This window comes from Streptomyces sp. NPDC032126 (assembly GCF_055580085.1).
On sequence record NZ_JBVIMA010000006.1, the window covers coordinates 314677 to 336405 of the forward strand.

A 21729-nucleotide genomic window follows, 5' to 3' on the forward strand; every position below is an offset into this window, starting at 1 on the left:
CCGAGGCGCGGCTGAGCCGGAGGAGGCTCAGGTGCGCTTGATCAGACGCACGGGTTCGCCCGGCGTCCAGACCTCGACGACCAGATACGTGTCGTTCTCGACGTAGGTCCGCACGACCTCCGTCAGCTCGGCCCGGAAGAGGTGGAACGGCTCCGGCGGTTCCACCTCTTTCGCGTACGCCGCCTTCGCCCGCTGGTCCCCGACCTCCACCGCCCGCCCGCTGATCCGTACGTCCCCGCCGCCCATCCCCGTGCCCTCCCCGGGGTTCGCCTGGAGCGCGAACCGCGGATCGCGGCGCAGGTCGAGGGCCTTGAGCGAGTGCGGCATCATGCCGAGCCACAGCTCGCCGTCGAGGAAACGCACCTCAAGGCCGGTGGTCCGGGGTGAACCGTCCTTGCGCAGCGTCGCGAGAACGTGGTGCTTGTAGGCGGCGAACCGCTCCTCGACCGTCTTCGCGAGATCGGCCTCGGCGGCGGAGAAGGCGGCCCAGTTCGCTGTTCCAAGGGTCATGTGTCGAGTGTCGCGCCGATACCCGACATCCGCTGTCGTGTTTCACCGCCGAGCGTCATCTTTACAAAACACCTCTGTTCTCCTGCGCTGACCGACGGTAACTTCCGGCCGTAAGCAATCCAGCGCTGGAGGACCGATGCCCGGGCCCACGCCGCCTGTCCCGCTGCCCACCGACCGGCTGCGCTTCGCGATGCCGCCGATGCACGACTCGGTGGAGGACGAGCGCCGGCATCGCAAGGAGCGGCTCGCGGGCGCCGTGCGGATCTTCGGCCGGCTCGGCTTCGAGGACGGCGTCTCCGGACACATCACCGCCCGCGACCCCGAGCACAGCGACTGCTTCTGGGTGAACCCCTTCGGCATGCCGTTCAAGCACGTCACCGTGAGCGACCTGGTGCTGGCCAACGCCGACGGCCAGGTCGTCGAGGGCCGCTACCACGTCAACCAGGCCGCCTTCACCGTGCACGCCCAGGTGCACGCCGCCCGCCCCGATGTCGTCGCCGTCGCGCACTGCCACTCCGTGCACGGCCGCGCCCTCGCCGCCCTCGGTGAACTGCTGGACCCCATCACCCAGGAGAGCTGCGCCTTCTACGAGGACCACGCCCTCTACGACGCCTACTCCGGCGTCACCGTCGACACCGTGGAGGGCCGGCGCATCGCGGCCGCGCTCGGCACCCACAAGGCGCTCGTCCTGCGCAACCACGGGCTGCTCACCGTCGGCGACTCGGTGGACGCCGCCGCCTGGTGGTTCCTGTCGATGGAGCGGTCCAGCCAGGTGCAGCTGATCGCGCGGGCGGCCGGGCGACCGGTGCTCATCGACCACAAGCAGGCCGTCGCGACCCGGGAGCAGCTCGGCGGCGACCTGGTGGCGTGGATCAACTACCAGCCGCTGTGGCAGGACATCAGCCGCAGCGAGCCGGACCTGCTCACCTGACCCGACCGGTCACGGGCCCGGCACCCGGGCGGGCGTGGGCGCGGCATCCGGGCGGGGCGCGGGCCCGGCAACCGACCGGGCGCGGTGTCTCAGAAGCCGCGCAGGACGACCGCCTTCGTCCGCGCGAACTCCTCGTCCGTCAGCACCCCGTCGCGGTGCAGCTCCCCCAACTCCCGCAGCCGGCGCAGCAGTACGTCGTGGTGATCGGCCGAGGCCGGCACCCTCCGGGCCACCGCGTCGTCGTAGGCCGCGCCGGCCCGCGTGGACGGGTGCGGCAGACGCGCCGTGACCGCGGCCGCGACCAGCGCCGTGAGCAGATCACGCCGGGCGTTGCCCCACAGGTCGAGGGCGTACGGGTCCTTCTCCGGCGGCAGCTTGGAGAACACCGTCTCCCGGGTCACGAAGCGCAGAAAACCGTCCTCGTAACCGGAGTTGGGCAGCCACTCGACCTGGACGAGATCGCCGATGCCGATGATGCGCGGCCCCGTCGCCCGCTTCACCCGGTCCGCGGTGTCCGCCCAGTCGATCCGCACCCGCACCCCGTCGAAGGACACCGTGCCGTCCGACGAACGCACACTCACCGGCACCGGCGGGCCCGGCAGCAGATACGCCGTCGCCGGATCCCTGGGCACCTCGTCGAGCAGCAGGGCGTTCCGGATCTCCTCCGCCACGTACTCCGCGACCCCGGACCGGTCGACGTCCACCAGCAGCCGGTACGGATCCGCCGCCTCCGGCAGCCGCCCGCCCGTCGCCTGCAACAGGGGGTCGGCGCCCTCACGCAGCCGCATCCGCAGCCGCCCGCGCTTGCCGTCGGGTGCGTAGACGACGTCGGAGACGGCTTCCAGCGGCACCGCGATCTCCCCGTACGTCTGCCGGAACAGCGGCACCGAGCGATGGAGCCCCGGCGTGATCCTGACCGTCGTACCGTCGAAGGCCCAGGTCCCGTCCCGCTGGATGATCTCGGCCATACGGAAATTCTCGCAGCCGGGTCAACACGGCGTTTCGTGATCCACTCGAACGAGAAGCCCGAAGGGCGGGCCTGGCACGCGCGGGACACCTCCCGTAGGGCACAATTCGCTCTCGTCGCAGGGGAGTTGCCTGGCGGCGTCCCCGGTCTTGGCAGGGTCGCCGCCCGATCGGGTCGCGGGGAAGGCGGGCGTCGCACGTGGCGGTGCAGGAGGCGAGACAGGGCGCGGAGACAAGCGCGCACGCGGGTGGCTGCGCCTGCGGGGACTGCCCGCACGGGGCACGCGAGGGACATCGCCGCGCGGTGGCCGCGTTCCTGCTGAAACGCGAGGAGTTCGCGGCCGGGCAGGGCCTGCCCGCCGCCGTCGCCCACTCGGCCTCCGCCTCCCGCCAATGGGTCTCGGAGGAACTCACCCAGTCCGCCGAACTCGTCGCCGAACGCCGCCGCGCCGAGGGCGGGGCCTGGCTGGCCCGCCTCTGGATCCGCACGGCGTGCGCGGTGTGGGCGGGCGTGCTCGTGCTGCTGCTGGTGCAGGCGCTGACCGCCATCGGCGCGGGCTGGACGACCGCCCGCACCGCCGGACTGCTCGCCGCCCTCGTGCTGGCCGCCGCCCTCACCGCCGCCTCCCGGTTCCACCGCGCGCGCGGGGGTGCGCTCGCCCCCGTCATCGGCGAGGACAACCGTCTGTCCACCTCGCGCACCGTCGCCGCGGCCTGGGTCCTGCTCGTGGCCTACGCCGTCCTGGTCCTCGCCGGCCGCCTCGCCGCCGCCTCCGACCACGCCGAACGGGACGCGCTGATCTCCGGCCTCGACCTCGCCCGCGGGGCCGGAACGGTGACCGTCCTCGCCGTGGTGTGCGGCATCGCCGTGCTGGTGCGCAGGGTCGTCGGACTGCGCGTCCTCTCCCAGCGTCTGCAGAAGGTGCGGGCCGACCGCCCACGCGCCGCCGACCTCCTCACGGACGACGCCGGCCGGGGCACCTTCGCCGACATCCAGTACGTCGTGATCGGCGCCGTCGCCCTGGTCTTCGCCGCGGTTCGCCTGGCCCGCCGCCCCGACCAACTGCCCGACCTGCCCTGGGGACTCGCCGTGATGGTGCTGGTCTCCGCCGCGACCTACCTCGCCGGCAAGTACGCCGAGGGCGGCCGCCCCGTCATCCTCTCCGTCGTCCGCTCCCGCGAGGCCGGCGACCTCGACGCCCCCATCCGCACCGGGGACGACATCGAGATCCGCGGCGCCGGCTTCGTCCCGCCCGGCGCCCAGACCGCCGACCGCCTCTCCCGCATGGTCGTCCGCATCGGTCCGGTCCACGTCCATGTGCCCCTCGTCCCCGTCACGGGTGGCTTCAGCAACCCCACCGACGCGGTCCTCACGGTGCCGGTCCCCGCCGACGTGGAACCCGGCCGGGTGGAGGTGCAGGTCGTGACCGCGGCGGGAGCGGAGACCAACAGCTACGCGATCGACGTGACCGACTGACCGTCCCTCTCGCATTGAGCAACCCGCCCCTTTCATCCGTATGGTCTGTTGAAGGGTCCACAACTGCGCGCGAGAGGCGGCAGCGGGCGATGACTCACAGCATGCGACCGGATGCGCACTCCTCCTATCTCGACGACCACGGCGGCCACGGCTGGCGCGACACCGCCACCCGCTACGCCCTCCTTCCCCTCCGGATCTTCCTCGGCGTCACCTTCATCTACGCCGGCCTGGACAAACTCACCGACAGCGCCTTCATGAAGGACTCCGGCGCGGGCTCCATCGGCGACACCATGCGCGCCGCCCGCGACTCCTCGGCCATCCCCGCCCTGGTCGACCTGGCCCTGAAGAGCCCGGTCGGCTTCGGCTACGCCATCGCCCTCGGTGAACTCGCCGTGGGCATCGGCACCCTCCTGGGCCTCCTCGCCCGCGTGGCCGCCCTCGGCGGCGCCCTGATCTCCCTCAGCCTCTGGCTGACGGTCAGCTGGGCCTCCGACCCCTACTACTACGGCAACGACCTCGCCTACCTGATGGCCTGGCTCCCCCTGGTCCTCGCCGGAGCCCCCCTCCTCTCGGTCGACGCGGCCTGGCGAACCAAACGCCGAGAACGCCTGCCCGACCTCTCCTAGGGCCTGTCCGGCGGATCAGGTCGCAGGATATCGGCGGGACCTCGTCAGCGCAGGTGAGCGGGGCCTGGTGCGGCCAGCTGCAAGGCGGAGGAGCGCGGCGATGCGGAGCATCGGCAAGCGACGACAACGCCGCAGATGGGCGTGCCAGGCCCCGCGTCTGGGGCATGATCCGCCGGACAGGCCCTAGCGGCTCCCGCCCGGATCCCGGCGGGGCCGGACCTGCTGGGCCGACGTCCGCCGCCGCGAGGTCGCGGGCTGCTCGGCTCGGCCGACCCCCGCCGCGAGACCGGCCCTTGGAGGGGGCGGTGCTGCTTCACTCCGGTCTGGCGGTGTTGTCCGTCGGTGGGTCTCCCTTGCCCCCGGCCGGGGTCGGACTGCCCGTCGGTGTTCCTTGTGGGCCGGTCCACTGGTCGGCGGGCGAGGGGCCTGCCGGTCCCCGGCGTCTGCGTATGCTCCGGGCCAGGAGTGCCGCCGCTCCGGCCAGGAAGAGGCCGGCCACCACGATCGGGATCACCGAGAACCACGGGGTCTCCCACAGCCCGCCCGCGTCCCCCGCGTAGATGACGCCCGCGATGGTGAAGGAGACGCCGGCGATCAGCTTGCCCGGCCGGAACTCATGCCGCAGCACGGGTCACCTCCGCCTGTCCCACCCCGACCTGGAGGTCCAGGTCGAGCGTCCCGCCGGCCGTGCCGCCCGCCACCGGCGCCAGGGTCACGTCCTTGTGCTTGCCCGGCTCCACATCCACGTCCTTCTTGTCGTCACCCGGCAACTGGACGTCGCCCAGCCCCACCTCGATGTCCAGCCGCACCGTCACGCCCCGCGGCACGATCACCCGCAGCTTGCCCAGCCCCACATCCACGTTCGAGCTCACCGTCCGCCCCTTCGGGATGTCCACCCGGGACAGGTCCAGTGTGGCCTCGCCGGTGCCGAGGTCGTACGACTCCTGGACCTCCGCCACGGTCGCCGGCCGCCATGTCCGCTCCACCCAGTGCGTGCCGATGTCCCGGGGCAGCGCCGTCGAGGCGGCGAGCAGCGCCGCCGTGACGATCGCCAGGAACACCGACCCGGCCCCCGTCCGCCCCACGAACGAGCTGACCGCGATCCCAGCACCCAGCACGATCAACGCCGCCGACAACCCCGCCTGCAGACTGGTGCCCAGCGGGTGCTCGTCCCACGTCAGCCAGGTGGCGAGGCCGCCCGCCAGCAGGGCCAGCAGGAACAGCCAGCCGCCTATCCAGCGAGGACCGCGCGGCACCGGAGGAGGGCTGTACGGCGTGCGCAGCGGCTCTCTTCGGTGGACGTACGCGCTGCTGAGGCCGACGTCGACCGCCGCGGTGACGTCCCGGTCACGGGAGTCGCGCGGGCCCCACAGATATCCCGTGCCGCCGACATGGGTGCCGTCCTTGACGATGGGGTCGCGCCACCAGGACGGGTAGGCCGCGGGCACCGGCGGCGCCTGCGCCTCGGGCGGGGCGTCGGCCGCGGCCTGCGCGGACAGCGGATCGGTGTCGGGGGCGCCGCGGTGCCGCGACCAGTAGCCGGCGCCCGCGAGGAGGAGGGAGAGGACCGCGGCGAACGTCAGCATCCCGCCGTTGTTCAGCATCGACAGGAAGACCCCGCAGCCGACCAGCGCGAACAGCACGGCCGCGAGCGCCTGTCCGTCGACCCGGCCGGTCAGGAGCTTGCGCACCTCGTTCTCGTCCTCGTCCGCGTACGGCACGAACAGCCATGCGAAGCCGTAGAAGATGAGGCCGAGGCCGCCGGTCGCCGAGAGCACGGCCAGCGTGATCCGGAAGATCACCGGATCCATGTCGCACTGCCGCCCCAGCCCCGCGCACACCCCGGCGAGCATCTTGGTCTCCCGCTCGCGCCGCAACCTTCGGGGCACGTCGGCACCGCCGGCCGGCTCGGTGTCCGTGTCCCCGGAGGCGCCCGCCGATCCCGTCCCGACCGTCACCCCGTCCCGCTCCGTGCCCTCGCTCACCTTCACCTCTTCACCCCGGCCCGACTGCGCGGACGCACCCTTCTTCTCATGCACGTCCGCTTCCTCGGGCGCACCCCTCTTTCCGCGTGCGCCCGCTCTCCCGTGCGCGCGCGGTTCCTCACCCGCGCCGCTCGAGGCGCCGGTGGTGGACGGGGTGGCCGCGTCGGACCCGCTCTTCCCGTCGGGCACGGCGCCCTCGGCGTGCTGGTGATCTGTCATGCGTCCATGGTGGCGGTCGAGGCGCCCCGGCGGCAGTCGGAATGACCCTGGTCGGACCCTGATATCGGCCCTGAGCCCGCACCCGGGAGGCGTTCGACCTGCGGAAGCGTCGAAAATCAGGGGCGTCTCGGGGGCAAACCCTGATGCCCCGGCCGGTCGGCCGTGTGACCATCGTTGGCATGCCGGAAGCCGCAGCAGCGCCACTCGTCGAACCGCGGCCGCCGCGCAAGCTCTACCGCAGCAGCGACGGTCGCTGGCTGGGTGGCGTGGCGCGGGGGCTCGCCGGGCATCTCGGGCTGCCCGTGATCTGGGTGCGGCTGGTCTTCGTCGGCCTGTTCCTCGCGGACGGCCTCGGCGCCCTGCTGTACGCGGCCTTCTGGTTCTTCGTCCCGCTCGGCGTCGGCGGGGTGGAGGCGCAGCGGCCCCCGTCCCTGGTCAGCACCGAGACCGCGGCGGACGGCCGCCGCAGACTCGTCGCCCGCAGACCGGACAAGGGCCAGATCGTCGCCCTGCTCCTCATGGTCGTCGTGGCCATGGTCTTCGTGGGCAATGTGAATCTGGGCGGCGGAGCCAAGGCGTATCTCCTCCCCCTCGTCCTGGTCGGCGCGGGTGTCGCCCTCGTCTGGCGGCAGGCGGACAACGCCCGCCGGGCCCGCTGGGTGGAGGTCGGCAGCCGCCGGCGCACGGTCACCCTGGTGCGCACGGTCGGCGGGGTCCTGCTGGTCACCGCCGGCGTCTCCGCCATCTTCGTCCTGCAGGGCTCCGCCGCCCACCTGGGCTCGGTGCTGCAGGCCGCCCTCGCTGTCCTGGTGGGGATCACGCTCCTGGCGGGGCCGTATCTCGTCCGCATGACGCAGGACCTGTCCGAGGAGCGCCTGATGCGCATCCGCGCACAGGAGCGGGCGGAGGTCGCGGCCCATGTCCACGACTCGGTGCTGCACACCCTGACCCTGATCCAACGCAACGCGGAGAACGCGAACGAGGTGCGCCGCCTCGCTCGCGCACAGGAGCGCGACCTGCGCACCTGGCTGTACAAACCGGAGGGCACCGGCAAGGACGAGGCCGACGAGCCGAGCACGCTCGCCGAAGCGGTCCGGCGCAATGCCGCCGAGGTCGAGGACAAGCACGGCGTGCCCATCGAGGTGGTCGTCGTCGGCGACTGCCCGCTCGACGAGAGGACCGGTGCGCAGATGCAGGCAGCGCGCGAAGCGATGGTGAACGCCGCGAAGTACGGTGGCGAGGGAGGCGCCGTACAGGTCTACGCCGAAGCCGAGGGGAGGACGGTCTTCGTGTCCGTCCGCGACCGCGGTCCCGGCTTCGACCTCGACTCGATACCCGCCGACCGCATGGGTGTCAGAGAATCGATCATCGGCCGCATGGAGCGCCACGGTGGTACGGCGCGGCTGCGGACGGTGCCGGGCGGCGGCACGGAGGTCGAGCTGGAGATGGAGAGGGCGGAGAAGACGTCATGAGCGATCCGACCGAGACGAACGGGGCGGCGGGAGCGGCGGAGGCCGCCGAGGCCCCGCACGGCGATAGCGCCGGGGGGCGGCGGGTGCGCGTGGTCCTCGTCGACGACCACCGCATGTTCCGCACGGGCGTGCAGGCCGAGATCGGCCAGACCGAGCAGACCGGCGTCGAGGTCGTCGGGGAGGCCGCCGACGTGGACCAGGCCGTCACCGTCATCACCGCGACCCGGCCCGAGGTGGTCCTCCTCGATGTCCATCTGCCGGGCGGCGGTGGGGTCGAAGTGCTGCGCCGCTGCTCGTCGTTGATGGCGGACGTCGAGGCGCCGGTCCGTTTCCTCGCCCTGTCCGTGTCGGACGCGGCGGAGGACGTGATCGGTGTGATCCGGGGCGGTGCGCGCGGCTATGTCACCAAGACGATCACCGGCTCGGACCTCGTCGCCTCCATCTTCCGGGTCCAGGAGGGCGACGCGGTGTTCTCCCCGCGGCTGGCCGGCTTCGTCCTCGACGCCTTCGCCTCGACCGACGCCCCGCCGGTCGACGAGGACCTCGACCGCCTGACCCAGCGCGAGCGGGAGGTGCTCCGCCTCATCGCGCGGGGCTATGCGTACAAGGAGATCGCCAAGCAGCTCTACATCTCCGTCAAGACGGTCGAATCCCATGTCTCGGCGGTCCTGAGAAAGCTCCAGCTGTCCAACCGGCACGAGCTGACGCGCTGGGCGACGGCCCGCCGGCTGGTCTGACCTACCGGGGCTCCGGCAGCGGAGCCGGGCCCAGGGCTCGCAGGACCCAGCGGTAGTGGCGGACGGCGTTGACCGCGCCGATCAGGCCCGTCAGCCACAGGATGGTGCCGGTGCCCACGCCGAGGGCGATGTCGGCGTGGGGCGCCCGCCCACCGGTCGTGGCGGCGGCGGAGGTGAAGGACGCCCCCAGGCCGATCGCGCCGACGACGAAGGAGGACAGCAGCCAGAAGAGGCTCAGGCCGGGGGAGCGCAGGCGGGCGTCGGTCTGCGGGTGACGGTCCAGGGCCAGCCAGGCGTCGAGGAGTTGGCGCACCTGGTGGTCGCGGCGGATGGCGAGCGTGACGGCGACGACGGAGGGGGTGAGTGCGGCGAGGCCGAGCAGGGCGAAGACCGGACCGAGGAGGAAGCCGGTGGGGTCCCGCTCCTCGAACTGCTGAAGCGGCAGCACGAGCAGCGCCCAGCCGATGATCGCCGCGAGCGCCAGCAGCCAGAGCAGGAGCGCGCGGTGGACGCCGAGGCTGCGCCACCGCAGATCCTCCAGCGCCCGCGCCCGGTCGGCGAGCAGCGCGGCCCGGTCCGGCCAGGCGCGGATGTGCGGCGGGGGAGGCGGCAGCGTGGAGCGCGGCATCGGGACTCTCTCGTGGGCGAGGCGGGAGGTGCGGGGCGGCGCGGGCGACGGCCGCTGGGACGACCGTTCCGTTGGATCATGATCGTCCCATGCCGGTCGTCGGGTGCCGACCGATCCAGGCCATGGACGGGAGCGCGAACGCCCGGGTCGGCCAAGGCATTTGAAGCACTCCCTCGCCCCCGGCGGCCGCCGTCCACCCGCGTCCCGCCCGGTTCAGACCACCCGCGTGGCCCCCGCGAAGGGCATCTCGTCGATCGGGGCCACGCGGACCGAGGACGAGGGGTTGGGGGCGTGGATCATCATGCCGTTGCCGATGTAGAGGCCGACGTGACTGATACCGGAGTAGAAGAACACCAGGTCGCCGGGGAGGAGTTCGGAGCGGGAGACGCGGCGTCCGGCGTCGATCTGGGCGTAGGTGGTGCGCGGCAGGGAGATGCCGGCGGAGCGGTAGGCGGCCTGGACGAGGCCGGAGCAGTCGAAGGCGTTCGGCCCGGTCGCCCCCCAGACGTAGGGGCTGCCGATCTTGGAGTAGGCGTACGCGATGGCCGTCGCCGTACGGGAGTTGGGGGCCTGAGTGGTGGCGGAACCCGGTGCCGCGAGGCTCTCGCGCGCGCCGCTCGCCGAGGCCCGGGAGGCGCGGTCGCCGGTGCCGGTGCCGTCGGCGCCGACGCGGGCCCGCTCCTCGGCGGTCAGCCGGGACAGCAGCCCGCGGGCCGTGTCCAGCTTGTCGGTGACCGTCTTCTTGTGCTGTTGCAGCTCCGCCTGGCGGGCCTTGAGCGAGGCCAGCTCGATGCGGGCGGCGCCGCGCAGCTGCTCGATCTCGCGCAGCTCGTTGCGTACGCGCGTGACGGTGGCGGACTGCCGGTCGCCCGCGCGTTCGGCGAAGGCGGCGCCGTCGAGATAGCGGTCGGGGTCGTCGGAGAGCGCCAGCTGCACGGCGGGGTCGAGCCCTCCGGCGCGGTACTGCGCGGCGGCCATCGAACCGAGCTGCTCGCGCGCCGAGTTGAGCCGCTCCTCCTTGCGGGCCGCCTCGTCCCGCAGCTGTTTGAGGTGCTGTTCAGCCTGTCGCGCCTTCTCCTTCGCGCCGTTGTACTTCTCGGTGGCGACCTCCGCCTCCTGGTACAGCTGGTCCACCTTCGCCTTCACCTGGGCGGGCGTCAGTTCCGGCTCGGCGTGGCCGATGCCGTCGAAGGCGGTGGCCGTCGCCGCGCCCGCGAGGGCGAGGGTGGCCGCGGTGCGGGCCGTATTGCCGCTGAGCGAGCGCTGTCGGGACTTACGGTGCGCTGCCACGTGGGACTGCACGTCCTTTCGTACGACCGCCGCGTCCCGCGACGCGAGCGGTGCGGACCGCGGGGACGGTTGACGCGTCCGGCGGCGTCCCGCACAGGGGGAGCGAGCCGCCGCCGGACCTCTTCGGCGGTGGTGCCCGACTGCCGCCCCTGGCCCGGGCGGCGGTGGGGAGCCGGTCACCTGGGGGAGGACGCTAGGCCCGGGTGTGTCGGGTGGATAACGCGATGTGCGGAAATGACACAAGTGGGCGGTGTGATGACCGTACGTGAGCGACGTGTGGCCTCTGAGGCGTCGACTTGGCGTGGGGCGCTGACCGAAGTGGGAAACGCGGGGCAGGCGGGAGGGGCGCGCTGCTATGGGGTGCATATATGCGGGTGCGTGCACATGCGACGGGCCGGTGTCGGGTGGCACATGCCGGGCTGATTAGCATCGCGCCCCATGGACGTACTCATCCATCTCTTCGTCGGCCTGCACATCATCGGCATCGCCGCGCTCCTCGGCGGCTTTCTCACCCAGATGAAGGCGATGGGGCAGGGCACCGCCCGCTTCGTGCCCGCGATGCTGCACGGCGCCGCGACGATGCTGGTCACCGGCGTGGTCCTGGTCGGCCTCAACCAGGCGGACGACCATCACGTCAACACCATCAAGATCGGCGTGAAGCTGGCGCTGCTCATCGTGATCCTCGGTCTCGTCTATGTGAAGCGGGACGACGAGAAGGTCGACAAGAGCCTGTTCGGCCTGGTCGGGCTGCTGACCACGGCGAACATCTTCATCGCGGTGCTGTGGACCTGATCTGCGCCCGCGCCGAGCCGACCGCGCCGGCGGCGACGGCCAGCCAGACCGCCACCGCGATCCACAGCAGCACCTGACCCGGCCCCCTCAGCCACGGCAGGTCTGCGGCGGTGGCGACCGACAGCGTCGCCGTCGCCGTCATGCCCATCGGGAACACCGTCGACCAGCGGCGCACGTCGTAGCGCGGCCGCGGCCACCGGGCCTCGCAGAACAGCAGTACGGCGTACCAGGCGAGGGCGAGCACCAGCAGGGCGATGGTCATCACCCGCAGGACGCCGCTGTCGTCGTCGCTCCAGAGGTAGAGGTGGTCGTCGGCGGCGAGCAGCTTGGCCCCCGCGAGCGCCGAGACGGCCAGGGCCCCGCCCGCCACCCACTGGTCCCCGGCGCCGACGGAGAGCTGCCGCGGGTCGAAGTGGGCGAGCGCGACGCCGTAGAGGACGAGGCCGAGCCAGAACACGACGAGCGACGCGTGCGCGAGCCAGGCCACCGCCTCGGCGCGCGCCAGCGTCGCGCCCAGTACGGCGAGGCCCTGCGTGGCCACACAGCCCAGGAACACCGCGCCGGACATCCGGCCCCGCCAGTGCCGTACGACGTCCACGAGCAGCACCGCCCAGAGCAGCGCCGCGATCTCCAGCATCACATCGGCGAGCGTCTGCCGCCCCGCCAGGGAGAAACGCGTCCCGAGGACGGTCGTCGCCGCCACGGCCGTGAGCGCGCCCGGCGTTCCCGCCTCGGCCTTCCACTGTTCCCGGTGCCGCACCAGCCGTACGACGAAGTCCCCGGCCAGCGCGACCCACGCGACCGACGCCAGCACCAGGGCGACGCGGGACAGCACGTCGTGATCGGTCAGGAGCAGCCCGACGGACACGATCCCGGTCGCCATGACAGCGGCCCCCGCCGCCGGCGTCCGCTGCGCCCACCAGACGCGAAGAGGTGAGGTCCCGGCCATGCGCCGATGCTAAGGACCTCGCGCCCCCGACGACCGGGGCCACGCGCACACCGCCGTGGAAATACGCGCGGGTGCAGGCGGGGGCGTGAGGTGGGGAGGGCGCGCGGGAGCGCGGATACCGCCTAGGCCGGTCTCACCACGCTGTGGATCGTCGACGCGCCGTCGTAGTAGATCGACTCCTCGCGGACGTAGGCGCCGGGCTTCGGGGCGTGGATCATCATGCCGTTGCCGATGTAGAGGCCCACGTGGCTGACGTCGTCGTAGAAGAAGACCAGGTCGCCGGGGAGGGCCTGGGAGAGGGGAACCGTGGTGCCGGCGTTGACCTGGTCGTACGTCACGCGCGGGAGGTCGACGCCGGCGGCCTTCCAGGCGGCCTGGGTGAGGCCGGAGCAGTCGTAGGAGTCGGGGCCGGTGGCGCCCCAGACGTACGGCTTGCCGATCTGCGCGCGGGCGAACGCGATCGCCTTGTCGGCCTTCGTGGCGTACGACGAGTCCGATGGGGCGGTGGACGAGCCGGGGGAGGTGGTCGATGTGCCGGACGGCGGCGCGGTGGTCTGCTGCTGCGCGGCCGCCTCCGCCGCCTGCTGCCGCGCCAGCTCCGCGGCCTTGCGGGCGGCCTCCTCCTGCTTCTGCTTCTCGATCGCCGCGAGCCGCGCCTTCTCCTCCGCCGTCAGCCGCGCCAGCAGCTCGCGCGCGTCGCTGAGCTTCTGCTGGACGGTGGCCTTGGCGGTCTTGAGGTCGTTCTGGGTGTCGGTGAGCGTCCGGAGGCTCTCGGAGGCCTCCCGGCGCTTCTGCATCGTCGCCGACTGCTCGGTGACGAAGTCGTCGACCGCGCCCTTCTGGCGGTCGGTCATCCGGCTCATCAGCTGCGTCTGGTCGAAGTAGTCCTGCGGGGTGTCCGCGAGCAGGAAGGTCGCGGTGTCGGGCGCGGCGGCACCGGTGCGGTACTGGGCGGCCGCGAAGGAACCCAGCTCCTCCCGCGCCTCGTTGAGCTTCTGGGTGCGCCGGGCGACGTCGTCCAGCAGGGTGTCGACCTGCTTGCGCTGCTTGGTCGTCTTCTCCTTGGCGGCGTTGTACTTCTCCGTGGCCGTCTCCGCCTGCCGGTAGAGATCGTCGACCTTCTTCTCGACCTCCTCCAGGCTGGGCCTGCCGTCGGCGGAGGGCGCGGCGTTCGCCGTCTGGGAGAGCAGGGCCACGGAGGTGAGCGCGGCGGTGGCGAGAGCGGGGGTGCGTATGCCGGCCATGAGCGGGCCCGCCGAACGCGGCTTGCGGTGCTGCGACGCCAAGGGAGGCGACTCCTTCCAATGTTCCGCCTACCGAGTTAGCTGTCGGGTTCGGGCGGAGGTTTGGAAGGGTTTGCCCTACGGCCTGTCCCGGGACGGGAGGCGGGCCGATTCACCCCAAGGTCGGTGGGTCCCCGGCTCCGGCTGCCGCGAGGGGGCGCGCCGGACTCGGCGGAGGCCGTGCGGCCCGGCGACGTTCGCCGGTGGGTGTCGTACGGCCCGCCCGGCACGGTAGCCAACTGGTGTGGCCCCTGTGAAGGTTGATGGGTGATATGCCCGATACATTTTCGTGACCTTGGCATGTCCGGGCCCGGGCCGGCGCGCCCCGTGGCGCGGCCATCACACAGGGTGGCGGCGGCCGGGTTTGGGGGACGGCCACCGGTTGTCAGTGGGGCCCCCTAGACTCGGAGAGCGATGAGCAGCCTCTTTGACGACAGCTTCCTGGCGGACCTCCAGGCCCCTCGCGGCCGCGAGGAGGAACCCCCGCCGCCGCCCGAGGACGATCACGCTCCGGAGCCGCTTCCGGACGATCTGTTCGGCGGGAAGTTCGACGTGCCCCCGGACCGGGACGCCTACTACCGCGACGGCGCCCCGCGCCCGGCCCTGGACGCCGCCGCCCTGGTCGAGGGGCTCAACGACAACCAGCGCGCCGCCGTCGTCCACTCCGGCACCCCGCTGCTCATCGTCGCCGGCGCCGGCTCCGGCAAGACGCGCGTGCTCACCCACCGCATCGCCCATCTGCTCGCCGCGCGCGATGTGCACCCGGGCCAGATCCTCGCGATCACCTTCACCAACAAGGCCGCCGGCGAGATGAAGGAGCGCGTCGAGCACCTCGTCGGCCCGCGCGCGAACGCGATGTGGGTCATGACGTTCCACAGCGCGTGCGTGCGCATCCTGCGCCGCGAGAGCAAGAAGCTCGGCTTCACCTCGTCCTTCTCGATCTACGACGCCGCCGACTCCAAGCGCCTGATGGCCCTGGTCTGCCGCGACCTGGACCTCGACCCCAAGCGCTTCCCGCCCAAGTCCTTCAGCGCCAAGATCAGCAATCTGAAGAACGAGCTGATCGACGAGGAGGACTTCGCCGCCCAGGCGACGGACGGCTTCGAGAAGACCCTCGCCCAGGCGTACGCGCTCTACCAGTCACGGCTGCGCGAGGCCAACGCGCTCGACTTCGACGACCTGATCATGACGACGGTCAACCTGCTGCGCGCCTTCCCGGACGTCGCCGAGCACTACCGCCGCCGCTTCCGGCACGTCCTCGTCGACGAGTACCAGGACACCAACCACGCCCAGTACGCGCTCGTGCGCGAGCTGGTCGGGACGCGCGAGCACGACGTCGACGTCCCGCCGAGCGAGTACGACATCCCGCCCGCCGAGCTGTGCGTCGTCGGCGACGCCGACCAGTCGATCTACGCCTTCCGTGGCGCGACCATCCGCAACATCCTCCAGTTCGAGGAGGACTACCCGGACGCCACGACGATCCTGCTGGAGCAGAACTACCGCTCCACGCAGACCATCCTGTCCGCCGCCAACGCGGTCATCGAGCGCAACGAGTCCCGCCGCCCCAAGAACCTGTGGACCAACGCGGGCGCGGGCGCGCGCATCACCGGCTATGTCGCCGACACCGAGCACGACGAGGCGCAGTTCGTCGCCGACGAGATAGACCGCCTGGTGGACGCGCGCGAGGCGAAGGCCGGCGATGTCGCCGTCTTCTACCGCACCAACGCCCAGTCGCGTGTCTTCGAAGAGGTCTTCATCCGCGTCGGCCTGCCGTACAAGGTCGTCGGCGGCGTCCGGTTCTACGAGCGCAAGGAGGTCCGGGACGTCCTGGCCTATCTGCGCGTCCTCGCCAACCCGGAGGACTCCGTCCCGCTGCGCCGCATCCTCAACGTGCCCAAGCGCGGCATCGGCGAGCGCGCCGAGGCGATGATCGACGCCCTCTCCCAGCGGGAGAAGATCAGCTTCCCGCAGGCGCTCAAGCGCGTCGACGAGGCGTACGGCATGGCGGCCCGCTCCACCAACGCCGTGAAGCGGTTCAACGTGCTGATGGAGGAGCTGCGGACGATCGTCGAGTCCGGCGCGGGACCGGCCACGGTCCTCGAAGCCGTCCTCGAACGCACCGGATATCTCGCCGAGTTGCAGGCCTCCACCGACCCGCAGGACGAGACCCGCATCGAGAACCTCCAGGAACTCGCCGCCGTGGCCCTGGAGTTCGAGCAGGAGTCCGAGGGCACCCCCGGCGGGCTCGCGGACTTCCTGGAGCGGGTCGCGCTGGTGGCCGACTCCGACCAGATCCCCGACGAGGACGAGGACGGCTCCGGCGTCATCACCCTGATGACCCTGCACACCGCCAAGGGCCTGGAGTTCCCGGTGGTCTTCCTCACCGGCATGGAGGACGGCGTCTTCCCGCACATGCGCGCCCTCGGCCAGACCAAGGAGCTGGAGGAGGAGCGCCGCCTGGCCTACGTCGGCATCACGCGCGCGCGTGAGCGGCTGTATCTGACCCGCTCGTCGATGCGCAGCGCCTGGGGGCAGCCGTCGTACAACCCGCCCTCCCGCTTCCTGGAGGAGATCCCGGCGACGCACGTGGACTGGAAGCGCACCGGTGCCACCCTCGCGCCCCCGAGCTCGGGCGTGGCGGCCTCGCTGTCGTCGACCCGCTCCCGTTCCTCCGCCTCGGGCGCGTCCGGCTTCGCCACCCGCCGGACGGACGAGAAGCCGGTGGTGTCCCTGGCCGTCGGCGACCGCGTCACCCACGACCAGTTCGGCCTCGGCACGGTCGTCGCGGTGAAGGGCACGGGCGCGAACGCGGAGGCGACGATCGACTTCGGCGACACCAAGCCCAAGCGGCTGCTGCTGCGGTACGCGCCGGTGGAGAAGCTGTAGCGGTACGAGCGGAGCCCCCGCTGAACAGCGGGGGCTCACCGTCTACGTCGGGTCCAGACCGTGGCTGCGCAGCCACGGCAGCGGGTCTATCGGCGAGCCGCCGGCCGGCCGGACCTCGAAGTGCAGATGCGGGCCGGTGGAGTTGCCCGAGTTGCCGGAGTACGCGATCGGGTCGCCGGCCTTCACCTTGGTACCGGAGGCGACGCGGTAGCTGGAGAGGTGGCAGTACCAGGTCTCCGTGCCGTCCTTCGCCGTCACGATCATCATGTTGCCGTAGGCGCTGTTCCACTGCGTCCGCACGGTGCCGTCGACCGCCGACATCACCGTGGTGCCGTAGGAGACGGGGAAGTCGATCCCGGTGTGCAGGGACATCCAGTTGACGCCGGACTGGCCGTAGTAGGCGCTGAGGCCGCGCTGGGCGACCGGCAGGGCGTACTTGGGGCGCAGCCGCTCCTTGCGGGCCGCTTCCGCCGCCGCCTTCTTCTTCTCGGCCTCCTGCTGGGCCTTGAGGTCGATGCGCTCCTGCGTGCGGCTGGCCCGGTCGGCGAAGTCGTCGGCCTCCGCGCTCAGGTTCTCCAGCTGGCTGTCCAGCTTGTTGTTGGCGGCGGACGGCTTCACCGACTTGGTCTCCGCGGCGGAGGCGGTGGTGTCCTTGCCGTCCTCGCCGAAGGGGACGACGGAGGCGGCGGCGATCCCGGCGACGCCCATCACACAGGCGGACGGCACGGCCACGGTCAGCAGCGCGGAACGTTTCGGGGGCGTACGGCGCCGGGAACGGCTCGCGTTGCGCGCGGCCACCCGCGTCATCGGCGCCGGGGCCGTCTCCTCCTGCTCGTCGAGCAGCGGCAGCGGCTCTACGACGGGCAGTTCGCCGGTGGCGGCCGACTCGCGCTCGCCGGACGGGGCGAGGTCATGGGCGGCGGGGTCGAAGTCGGCGCTGCCGGCATCGCCGTTCTCCTGCCCGAACGGTTCGCCATGCTGCTCGTACGACGCGTCGGCGGCCGTCGCGGGGTCGCCGTCGGTGTTCCACTGCGTGGCGTCGTAGGCGCCGGTGTCGAAGGACTGGGTGCCCCATTCCCACTGCTGGGGCTGGTCGGCGCCGCCGGCGGGCTGCTCCGGCTGGAGCCAGGCGCCGGCGTCCCACTGGCCGCTGGCGTCGGCGGGCGTCCCCTGCTGCGGGATCAGATGCTGGTAGTCGGCGGACCAGGCGGTGCTGTCGTACGCGCCCGTGTCGTAGGCGCCGTGGTGCTGGGCCGCGTACGGGTCGTAGTTCAGCGTCTGGTGACCGCCCGTCGCCCACTGTCCGGTGTCGTACGAGCCGGTCGCGTCGGCGGGGAGGCCGCCGAAGAGCGGGTCGGCCGCGAAGGTCGCGGTGGCGTGGGTCTGGCCGCCGGTGTCGAAACCGGTCGTGTCGTAGCCGGCGCCGTACGTGGTGAAGCCGTCGTACTGGGCCTCCTGGGTGCCGTACGACGCGTAGTGCGCCGAGGCGTCTTCGGAAGCCGGGGCCGGGGTGGTCATGGTCCCCGACGGGTGACGGTCGTTCACCAACTTCTCTTTCGCCTCGACAACAGGGGCTGCCAGAGCAGTGCGGCGACTGTACCCGGCAGTACGCGGGCACGACAATCTTCGGCAGGTTTCGTGCCTGCGGGAAACGGGCATTCGGCCGTGTTTCGGGGGACTGCGGGCACGACCTTGGCCCTATGTTCGAAGATTGTTCGAAGGCGAGCGAGGGTGTCGGGGGCGTCGGGCGACCGTCAGGCCGGCGTCAGGCGACCGTCAGACCGTCGGTCCGCGCGCTGCCGGGAGCGGTCGTGGTGTCGTCCTCCAGGGCCTGGCGGATGCCGGCCGCCACGGCCGGGTGCACGGGGAGCGCGAGATGGCCGATTCCCGTCACCCGTACGTTCGTCGCGCGCAGGTCGGGATGGTCGACGCAGGCCGACTCCAGCGGGTCCATGATGTGGTCGAGGTCGCTCCAGAAGCTGACGAAGCGGGTACGGCAGCCCGGCGCGGGCCGCTTGAGCTCCTCGATCACCGGCGAACCGGGGCGCATCTGGCGCACGATCGGATGCGCGTCGGCCAGCGGCACGACCCGGGTGCCCGAGTGCGGAGTGCCCAGCGTGACCAGCGTCCGTACGTGGAGGTCGCCGCCGAGCCGCTGCACGTAGTACCGGGCGATCAGACCGCCCAGGCTGTGCCCGACGATGTCCACCTGCCGGCTGCCGGTGCGCGAGCAGATCTCCTCTATGTGCCGGCCCAGCAGCTCGGCCGCGATACGGATGTCGCAGGTCAGGGGGGAGTAATTGAGCGACTCCACCTGGTGTCGGCCGTGCTGGGCGAGGCTGCGGCGCAGCAGGACGAACACGGAACGATTGTCGATGAATCCGTGCAGCAGCACCACCGGAGGCGGGGCCTGGGTGGGCAGGGCCGTCGGTTCGCCGGAGCCGCCGGCCGGGAGGGCGGGCGGCGTGCGGCGCTCTTGCGTGATGCCGGACGGATAGAGGAGGACATGCCCCGCGAGGATCGCCAGCTCCAGCGCGGTGGCCTTGAGGAGAGCCGCGGAGAGTCCCGCGAGCCTGCTTGGGAGGAGACGCTGATACAGCGGAAGAAGCGGCTCCAGCACTCGGGTGACCTTCATGGCCGACCTCCTGTCGGCACACGACAGGGACCACCGTGTCCCCCGTGTGCACTCATGTGATTTCCCCCTCCCTCTCCACCGCGAAACTGCCGGGTGCGGGATGCTGGAGATAACGTTCGTTCACTTCCCCGCTCACCGTCGAGCGGGGCGTCCGTCCGTACCCGCGCGGCGTGCGAGGGATCCGGCGGTCCGGTACGGATGGATGGAAGCGCTTCATGGAGGCAGTGATGGGTGTGGCAGCCGGTCCGATCCGCGTGGTGGTGGCCAAGCCGGGGCTCGACGGCCACGATCGGGGAGCCAAGGTGATCGCGCGGGCACTGCGCGACGCCGGTATGGAGGTCATCTACACCGGGCTCCACCAGACCCCCGAGCAGATCGTCGACACGGCGATCCAGGAGGACGCCGACGCGATCGGCCTGTCCATCCTGTCCGGCGCGCACAACACGCTGTTCGCCGCGGTGATCGAGCTGCTCAAGGAACGGGACGCGGCGGACATCCTCGTCTTCGGCGGCGGGATCATCCCGGAGGCCGACATTCCGCCGCTGAAGGAGAAGGGCGTCGCCGAGATCTTCACGCCCGGCGCGACCACGCAGTCCATCGTCGACTGGGTGCGCGCGCACGTCCGCCAGCCGGCGTGACCGAGGCATCGCCCGCGCCGAGGGAGGGATCGCCCCGGGAGCGCCACCGTGCGTCATGGCGCCTTCAGCTCCTCCCTCATCACCCCCCGCAACCGCAGCGTCGTCACGAGTCTCTGGAACGCCTCCGCCCAGTAGCCCCCGGCGCCGGGTGAGGCGTCCTCCGGCTCGTCCGGTATCGCCAGCAACGCGTCCAGACGGACGGTCTCCGACGGGTCCAGGCAGCGCTCGGCCAGGCCCATCACACCGCTGAAGCTCCAGGGGTAACTGCCCGCGTCCCGGGCGATGTTGAGCGCGTCGACCACCGCCCGGCCGAGCGGCGCGGCCCACGGCACCGCACACACCCCGAGCAGCTGGAACGCCTCCGACAGGCCGTGCGCCGCGATGAACCCCGCCACCCAGTCGGCCCGTTCGGCCGCCGTCAGCGTGCCCAGCAGCTTGGCGCGCTCGGCCAGGGACACCGCGCCCGGCCCGCCCGCGTCCGGCGACGACGGCGCGCCGAGCAGCGCCCGCGCCCAGTCCGCGTCCCGCTGACGCACCGCGGCCCGGCACCACGCGGCGTGCAGCTCGGGCAGCCAGTCGTCGGCCACCGGGAGCGCCACGATCTGCTCCGGCGTACGGCCGCCGAGCCGCGCCGGCCACGCGGCCAGCGGCGCCGCCTCCACCAACTGGCCCAGCCACCAGGACCGTTCGCCCCGGCCGGGCGGCGGCTTGGGGACGACTCCGTCGCGCTCCATGCCCGCGTCGCACGCGTGCGGCGCCTCCACGACGATCGTCGGGGTGGCCTGGGTGCGGTCCAGGGCCACGCACGCGGTGGCGCGTACGGCCATGCGTCCGGCCAGCGCCGAACGCGGCAGCGCCGACAGCAGCTCGGCCGCCGTCGCCCGCACGTTGCGCGAGCGGTCGGCCAGCGCCTGCTCCAGGAAGGGCTCGTCCCGGGGGCCCAGACCGGTGCGCAGGGAGTCGAGGAACATCAGCCGGTCCTCGGCCCGCTCGGTCGGCCAGGTGCCGGCCAGCAACTCGCGCGCGCCGTCGGGCGCGCGGGAACGCAGGGCCGCGAGCAGGGCGACCCGCTCGGCGAACAGGCCCTCCTGCCACAACCGCCGGACGCGCTCGGTCTCTTCGGGGCCGGGCAGGGCCGCACCGCCGCCGGGGGTCGCGCGCAGGGCGAACCGCCAGTCCGGGTTGAGCCGCGCCAGCCACAGGGCGCGCGGCCCGGCGAACGTCAGCGCCGCCGGACGCAGGTCCGTCCGCCCGCGTGCCGCGTCCAGCAGGGCGGGCAGGGACTGCGGGGGAGCGCCATAGCCATGGGCGTTGGCCGCCGCGAGCCACTGCGGCAGCAGTTCCATCAGGTCGGGCGCGGTACTGCGACGGCTGCCCGCGGGCGTGCCGGGGCGCTCGGCGAGCAACTGGGCGAGCCGGCGCGCCGCCGCGGGCGGCAGGGGCGGCCTCGGGTCCTCTGGGGCCAACTCCGGACGGGGTGCGGCCCGGCCGGGACGCAGTCCCGCCCTGCGCCGTACGGTCTCCGCGGCCGCCGCGTCCAGCAGGGCGAGCGGGGCGTCCGGGCCCGGGGCCACGCCCGGGGGAGTACGCCGGTCCGTCCCGAGGAGCGCCGCGGTGACCAGGTCCTCCCAGGCGCCCGGCTGCGTCGCGGCCGTGGTGCCGTTCATGAGGCCCCTCTCCTGTGGCCGCCCGAGGTGGTTGAAGC

The 21729-nt window shown here is 72.4% G+C and carries 19 protein-coding genes and 1 riboswitch; of the genes, 8 read left to right on the forward strand and 11 right to left on the reverse strand.

Annotation, left to right across the window (positions count from 1 at the left end; genetic code table 11):
- Positions 1–27 precede the first annotated feature (27 nt).
- On the reverse strand, positions 28–510 hold the full coding sequence (locus ACZ5NW_RS23830) for a pyridoxamine 5'-phosphate oxidase family protein (protein ID WP_468745892.1): 483 nt from the start codon (positions 508–510) through the stop codon (positions 28–30).
- A 136-nt stretch (positions 511–646) separates the two neighbouring features.
- Between ACZ5NW_RS23830 and ACZ5NW_RS23835 the strand changes: the two genes are divergently transcribed.
- Positions 647–1441 (forward strand): class II aldolase/adducin family protein, encoded by a 795-nt coding sequence (locus tag ACZ5NW_RS23835; RefSeq protein ID WP_468745893.1) that lies wholly within the window; start codon positions 647–649, stop codon positions 1439–1441.
- 89 nt (positions 1442–1530) lie between these two features.
- Here the strand turns inward: ACZ5NW_RS23835 and ACZ5NW_RS23840 are convergent, their stop codons facing one another.
- Positions 1531–2409 (reverse strand): DUF4429 domain-containing protein, encoded by an 879-nt coding sequence (locus tag ACZ5NW_RS23840; protein ID WP_468745894.1) that lies wholly within the window; start codon positions 2407–2409, stop codon positions 1531–1533.
- 197 nt (positions 2410–2606) lie between these two features.
- On the opposite strand from ACZ5NW_RS23840, the gene ACZ5NW_RS23845 reads away from it, so the two are divergent.
- Complete coding sequence (locus ACZ5NW_RS23845) at positions 2607–3884, forward strand: hypothetical protein (protein WP_468745895.1); 1278 nt, start codon at positions 2607–2609, stop codon at positions 3882–3884.
- An 89-nt stretch (positions 3885–3973) separates the two neighbouring features.
- A complete protein-coding gene (locus ACZ5NW_RS23850; protein ID WP_468745896.1) occupies positions 3974–4510 on the forward strand; it encodes a DoxX family protein in 537 nt (178 codons plus the stop codon).
- Between the two features lie 313 nt (positions 4511–4823).
- On the opposite strand, the gene ACZ5NW_RS23855 is transcribed toward ACZ5NW_RS23850, so the two are convergent.
- Together ACZ5NW_RS23855 and ACZ5NW_RS23860 are read right to left on the reverse strand one after the other, a co-directional pair.
- Positions 4824–5138: a hypothetical protein gene (locus ACZ5NW_RS23855; protein ID WP_468745897.1), complete on the reverse strand. Its 315-nt coding sequence runs from the start codon at positions 5136–5138 to the stop codon at positions 4824–4826.
- Positions 5125–6714, reverse strand: a complete 1590-nt coding sequence (locus tag ACZ5NW_RS23860) for a PspC domain-containing protein (RefSeq protein ID WP_468745898.1) — start codon at positions 6712–6714, stop codon at positions 5125–5127. The genes ACZ5NW_RS23855 and ACZ5NW_RS23860 overlap by 14 nt, the downstream gene beginning before the upstream one ends.
- Before the next feature lie 179 nt (positions 6715–6893).
- Between ACZ5NW_RS23860 and ACZ5NW_RS23865 the strand changes: the two genes are divergently transcribed.
- Entirely contained in the window at positions 6894–8186 is a 1293-nt protein-coding gene (locus ACZ5NW_RS23865) for an ATP-binding protein (RefSeq protein ID WP_468745899.1), read from the forward strand.
- Entirely contained in the window at positions 8183–8923 is a 741-nt protein-coding gene (locus tag ACZ5NW_RS23870) for a LuxR C-terminal-related transcriptional regulator (protein ID WP_468745900.1), read from the forward strand. The genes ACZ5NW_RS23865 and ACZ5NW_RS23870 overlap by 4 nt, the downstream gene beginning before the upstream one ends.
- A gap of 1 nt (position 8924) precedes the next feature.
- Here ACZ5NW_RS23870 and ACZ5NW_RS23875 read toward each other — a convergent pair whose 3' ends face one another.
- Together ACZ5NW_RS23875 and ACZ5NW_RS23880 are read right to left on the reverse strand one after the other, a co-directional pair.
- Entirely contained in the window at positions 8925–9551 is a 627-nt protein-coding gene (locus ACZ5NW_RS23875; RefSeq protein ID WP_468745901.1) for a hypothetical protein, read from the reverse strand.
- Between the two features lie 213 nt (positions 9552–9764).
- Positions 9765–10841 carry a C40 family peptidase gene (locus ACZ5NW_RS23880; protein WP_468745902.1) on the reverse strand — a complete coding sequence of 359 codons (1077 nt, stop codon included), beginning with the start codon at positions 10839–10841 and terminating at the stop codon, positions 9765–9767.
- Between the two features lie 438 nt (positions 10842–11279).
- Between ACZ5NW_RS23880 and ACZ5NW_RS23885 the strand changes: the two genes are divergently transcribed.
- Positions 11280–11633 carry a hypothetical protein gene (locus tag ACZ5NW_RS23885; protein WP_468745903.1) on the forward strand — a complete coding sequence of 118 codons (354 nt, stop codon included), beginning with the start codon at positions 11280–11282 and terminating at the stop codon, positions 11631–11633.
- On the opposite strand, the gene ACZ5NW_RS23890 is transcribed toward ACZ5NW_RS23885, so the two are convergent.
- Positions 11611–12582 (reverse strand): tellurite resistance/C4-dicarboxylate transporter family protein, encoded by a 972-nt coding sequence (locus ACZ5NW_RS23890; protein WP_468745904.1) that lies wholly within the window; start codon positions 12580–12582, stop codon positions 11611–11613. The genes ACZ5NW_RS23885 and ACZ5NW_RS23890 overlap by 23 nt on opposite strands.
- A 122-nt stretch (positions 12583–12704) precedes the next feature.
- Positions 12705–13826, reverse strand: a complete 1122-nt coding sequence (locus tag ACZ5NW_RS23895) for a C40 family peptidase (RefSeq protein ID WP_468746171.1) — start codon at positions 13824–13826, stop codon at positions 12705–12707.
- Between the two features lie 50 nt (positions 13827–13876).
- A riboswitch (cyclic di-AMP (ydaO/yuaA leader) is annotated at positions 13877–14049 on the reverse strand.
- 230 nt (positions 14050–14279) lie between these two features.
- Between ACZ5NW_RS23895 and pcrA the strand changes: the two genes are divergently transcribed.
- The gene (gene pcrA / locus ACZ5NW_RS23900; protein ID WP_468745905.1) at positions 14280–16751 is read left to right on the forward strand and encodes a DNA helicase PcrA; all 2472 of its coding nucleotides are present in this window, start codon (positions 14280–14282) and stop codon (positions 16749–16751) included.
- Positions 16752–16793: 42 nt separating this feature from the next.
- Here pcrA and ACZ5NW_RS23905 read toward each other — a convergent pair whose 3' ends face one another.
- Together ACZ5NW_RS23905 and ACZ5NW_RS23910 are read right to left on the reverse strand one after the other, a co-directional pair.
- Positions 16794–18410, reverse strand: a complete 1617-nt coding sequence (locus ACZ5NW_RS23905; RefSeq protein WP_468745906.1) for a M23 family metallopeptidase — start codon at positions 18408–18410, stop codon at positions 16794–16796.
- A gap of 106 nt (positions 18411–18516) precedes the next feature.
- Positions 18517–19386: an esterase/lipase family protein gene (locus tag ACZ5NW_RS23910; RefSeq protein ID WP_468745907.1), complete on the reverse strand. Its 870-nt coding sequence runs from the start codon at positions 19384–19386 to the stop codon at positions 18517–18519.
- A 227-nt stretch (positions 19387–19613) separates the two neighbouring features.
- On the opposite strand from ACZ5NW_RS23910, the gene ACZ5NW_RS23915 reads away from it, so the two are divergent.
- Positions 19614–20024, forward strand: a complete 411-nt coding sequence (locus ACZ5NW_RS23915) for a cobalamin B12-binding domain-containing protein (protein WP_468746172.1) — start codon at positions 19614–19616, stop codon at positions 20022–20024.
- A gap of 53 nt (positions 20025–20077) precedes the next feature.
- On the opposite strand, the gene ACZ5NW_RS23920 is transcribed toward ACZ5NW_RS23915, so the two are convergent.
- Entirely contained in the window at positions 20078–21691 is a 1614-nt protein-coding gene (locus ACZ5NW_RS23920) for a DUF5691 domain-containing protein (RefSeq protein ID WP_468745908.1), read from the reverse strand.
- Positions 21692–21729 lie beyond the last annotated feature (38 nt).

Excerpts from the sequence above, each read along its gene's own strand:
- ACZ5NW_RS23860 (WP_468745898.1), bottom strand. The coding sequence starts at position 6,714 with ATGACAGATCACCAGCACGCCGAGGGCGCCGTGCCCGACGGGAAGAGC.
- ACZ5NW_RS23915 (WP_468746172.1), top strand. The coding sequence starts at position 19,614 with ATGGGTGTGGCAGCCGGTCCGATCCGCGTGGTGGTGGCCAAGCCGGGG.
- ACZ5NW_RS23850 (WP_468745896.1), top strand. The coding sequence starts at position 3,974 with ATGACTCACAGCATGCGACCGGATGCGCACTCCTCCTATCTCGACGAC.
- ACZ5NW_RS23905 (WP_468745906.1), bottom strand. The coding sequence starts at position 18,410 with ATGCCCGTTTCCCGCAGGCACGAAACCTGCCGAAGATTGTCGTGCCCG.
- ACZ5NW_RS23830 (WP_468745892.1), bottom strand. The coding sequence starts at position 510 with ATGACCCTTGGAACAGCGAACTGGGCCGCCTTCTCCGCCGCCGAGGCC.
- ACZ5NW_RS23920 (WP_468745908.1), bottom strand. The coding sequence starts at position 21,691 with ATGAACGGCACCACGGCCGCGACGCAGCCGGGCGCCTGGGAGGACCTG.
- pcrA (WP_468745905.1), top strand. The coding sequence starts at position 14,280 with ATGAGCAGCCTCTTTGACGACAGCTTCCTGGCGGACCTCCAGGCCCCT.
- ACZ5NW_RS23910 (WP_468745907.1), bottom strand. The coding sequence starts at position 19,386 with ATGAAGGTCACCCGAGTGCTGGAGCCGCTTCTTCCGCTGTATCAGCGT.
- ACZ5NW_RS23840 (WP_468745894.1), bottom strand. The coding sequence starts at position 2,409 with ATGGCCGAGATCATCCAGCGGGACGGGACCTGGGCCTTCGACGGTACG.
- ACZ5NW_RS23835 (WP_468745893.1), top strand. The coding sequence starts at position 647 with ATGCCCGGGCCCACGCCGCCTGTCCCGCTGCCCACCGACCGGCTGCGC.
- ACZ5NW_RS23890 (WP_468745904.1), bottom strand. The coding sequence starts at position 12,582 with ATGGCCGGGACCTCACCTCTTCGCGTCTGGTGGGCGCAGCGGACGCCG.
- ACZ5NW_RS23870 (WP_468745900.1), top strand. The coding sequence starts at position 8,183 with ATGAGCGATCCGACCGAGACGAACGGGGCGGCGGGAGCGGCGGAGGCC.
- ACZ5NW_RS23865 (WP_468745899.1), top strand. The coding sequence starts at position 6,894 with ATGCCGGAAGCCGCAGCAGCGCCACTCGTCGAACCGCGGCCGCCGCGC.
- ACZ5NW_RS23895 (WP_468746171.1), bottom strand. The coding sequence starts at position 13,826 with ATGGCCGGCATACGCACCCCCGCTCTCGCCACCGCCGCGCTCACCTCC.
- ACZ5NW_RS23875 (WP_468745901.1), bottom strand. The coding sequence starts at position 9,551 with ATGCCGCGCTCCACGCTGCCGCCTCCCCCGCCGCACATCCGCGCCTGG.
- ACZ5NW_RS23885 (WP_468745903.1), top strand. The coding sequence starts at position 11,280 with ATGGACGTACTCATCCATCTCTTCGTCGGCCTGCACATCATCGGCATC.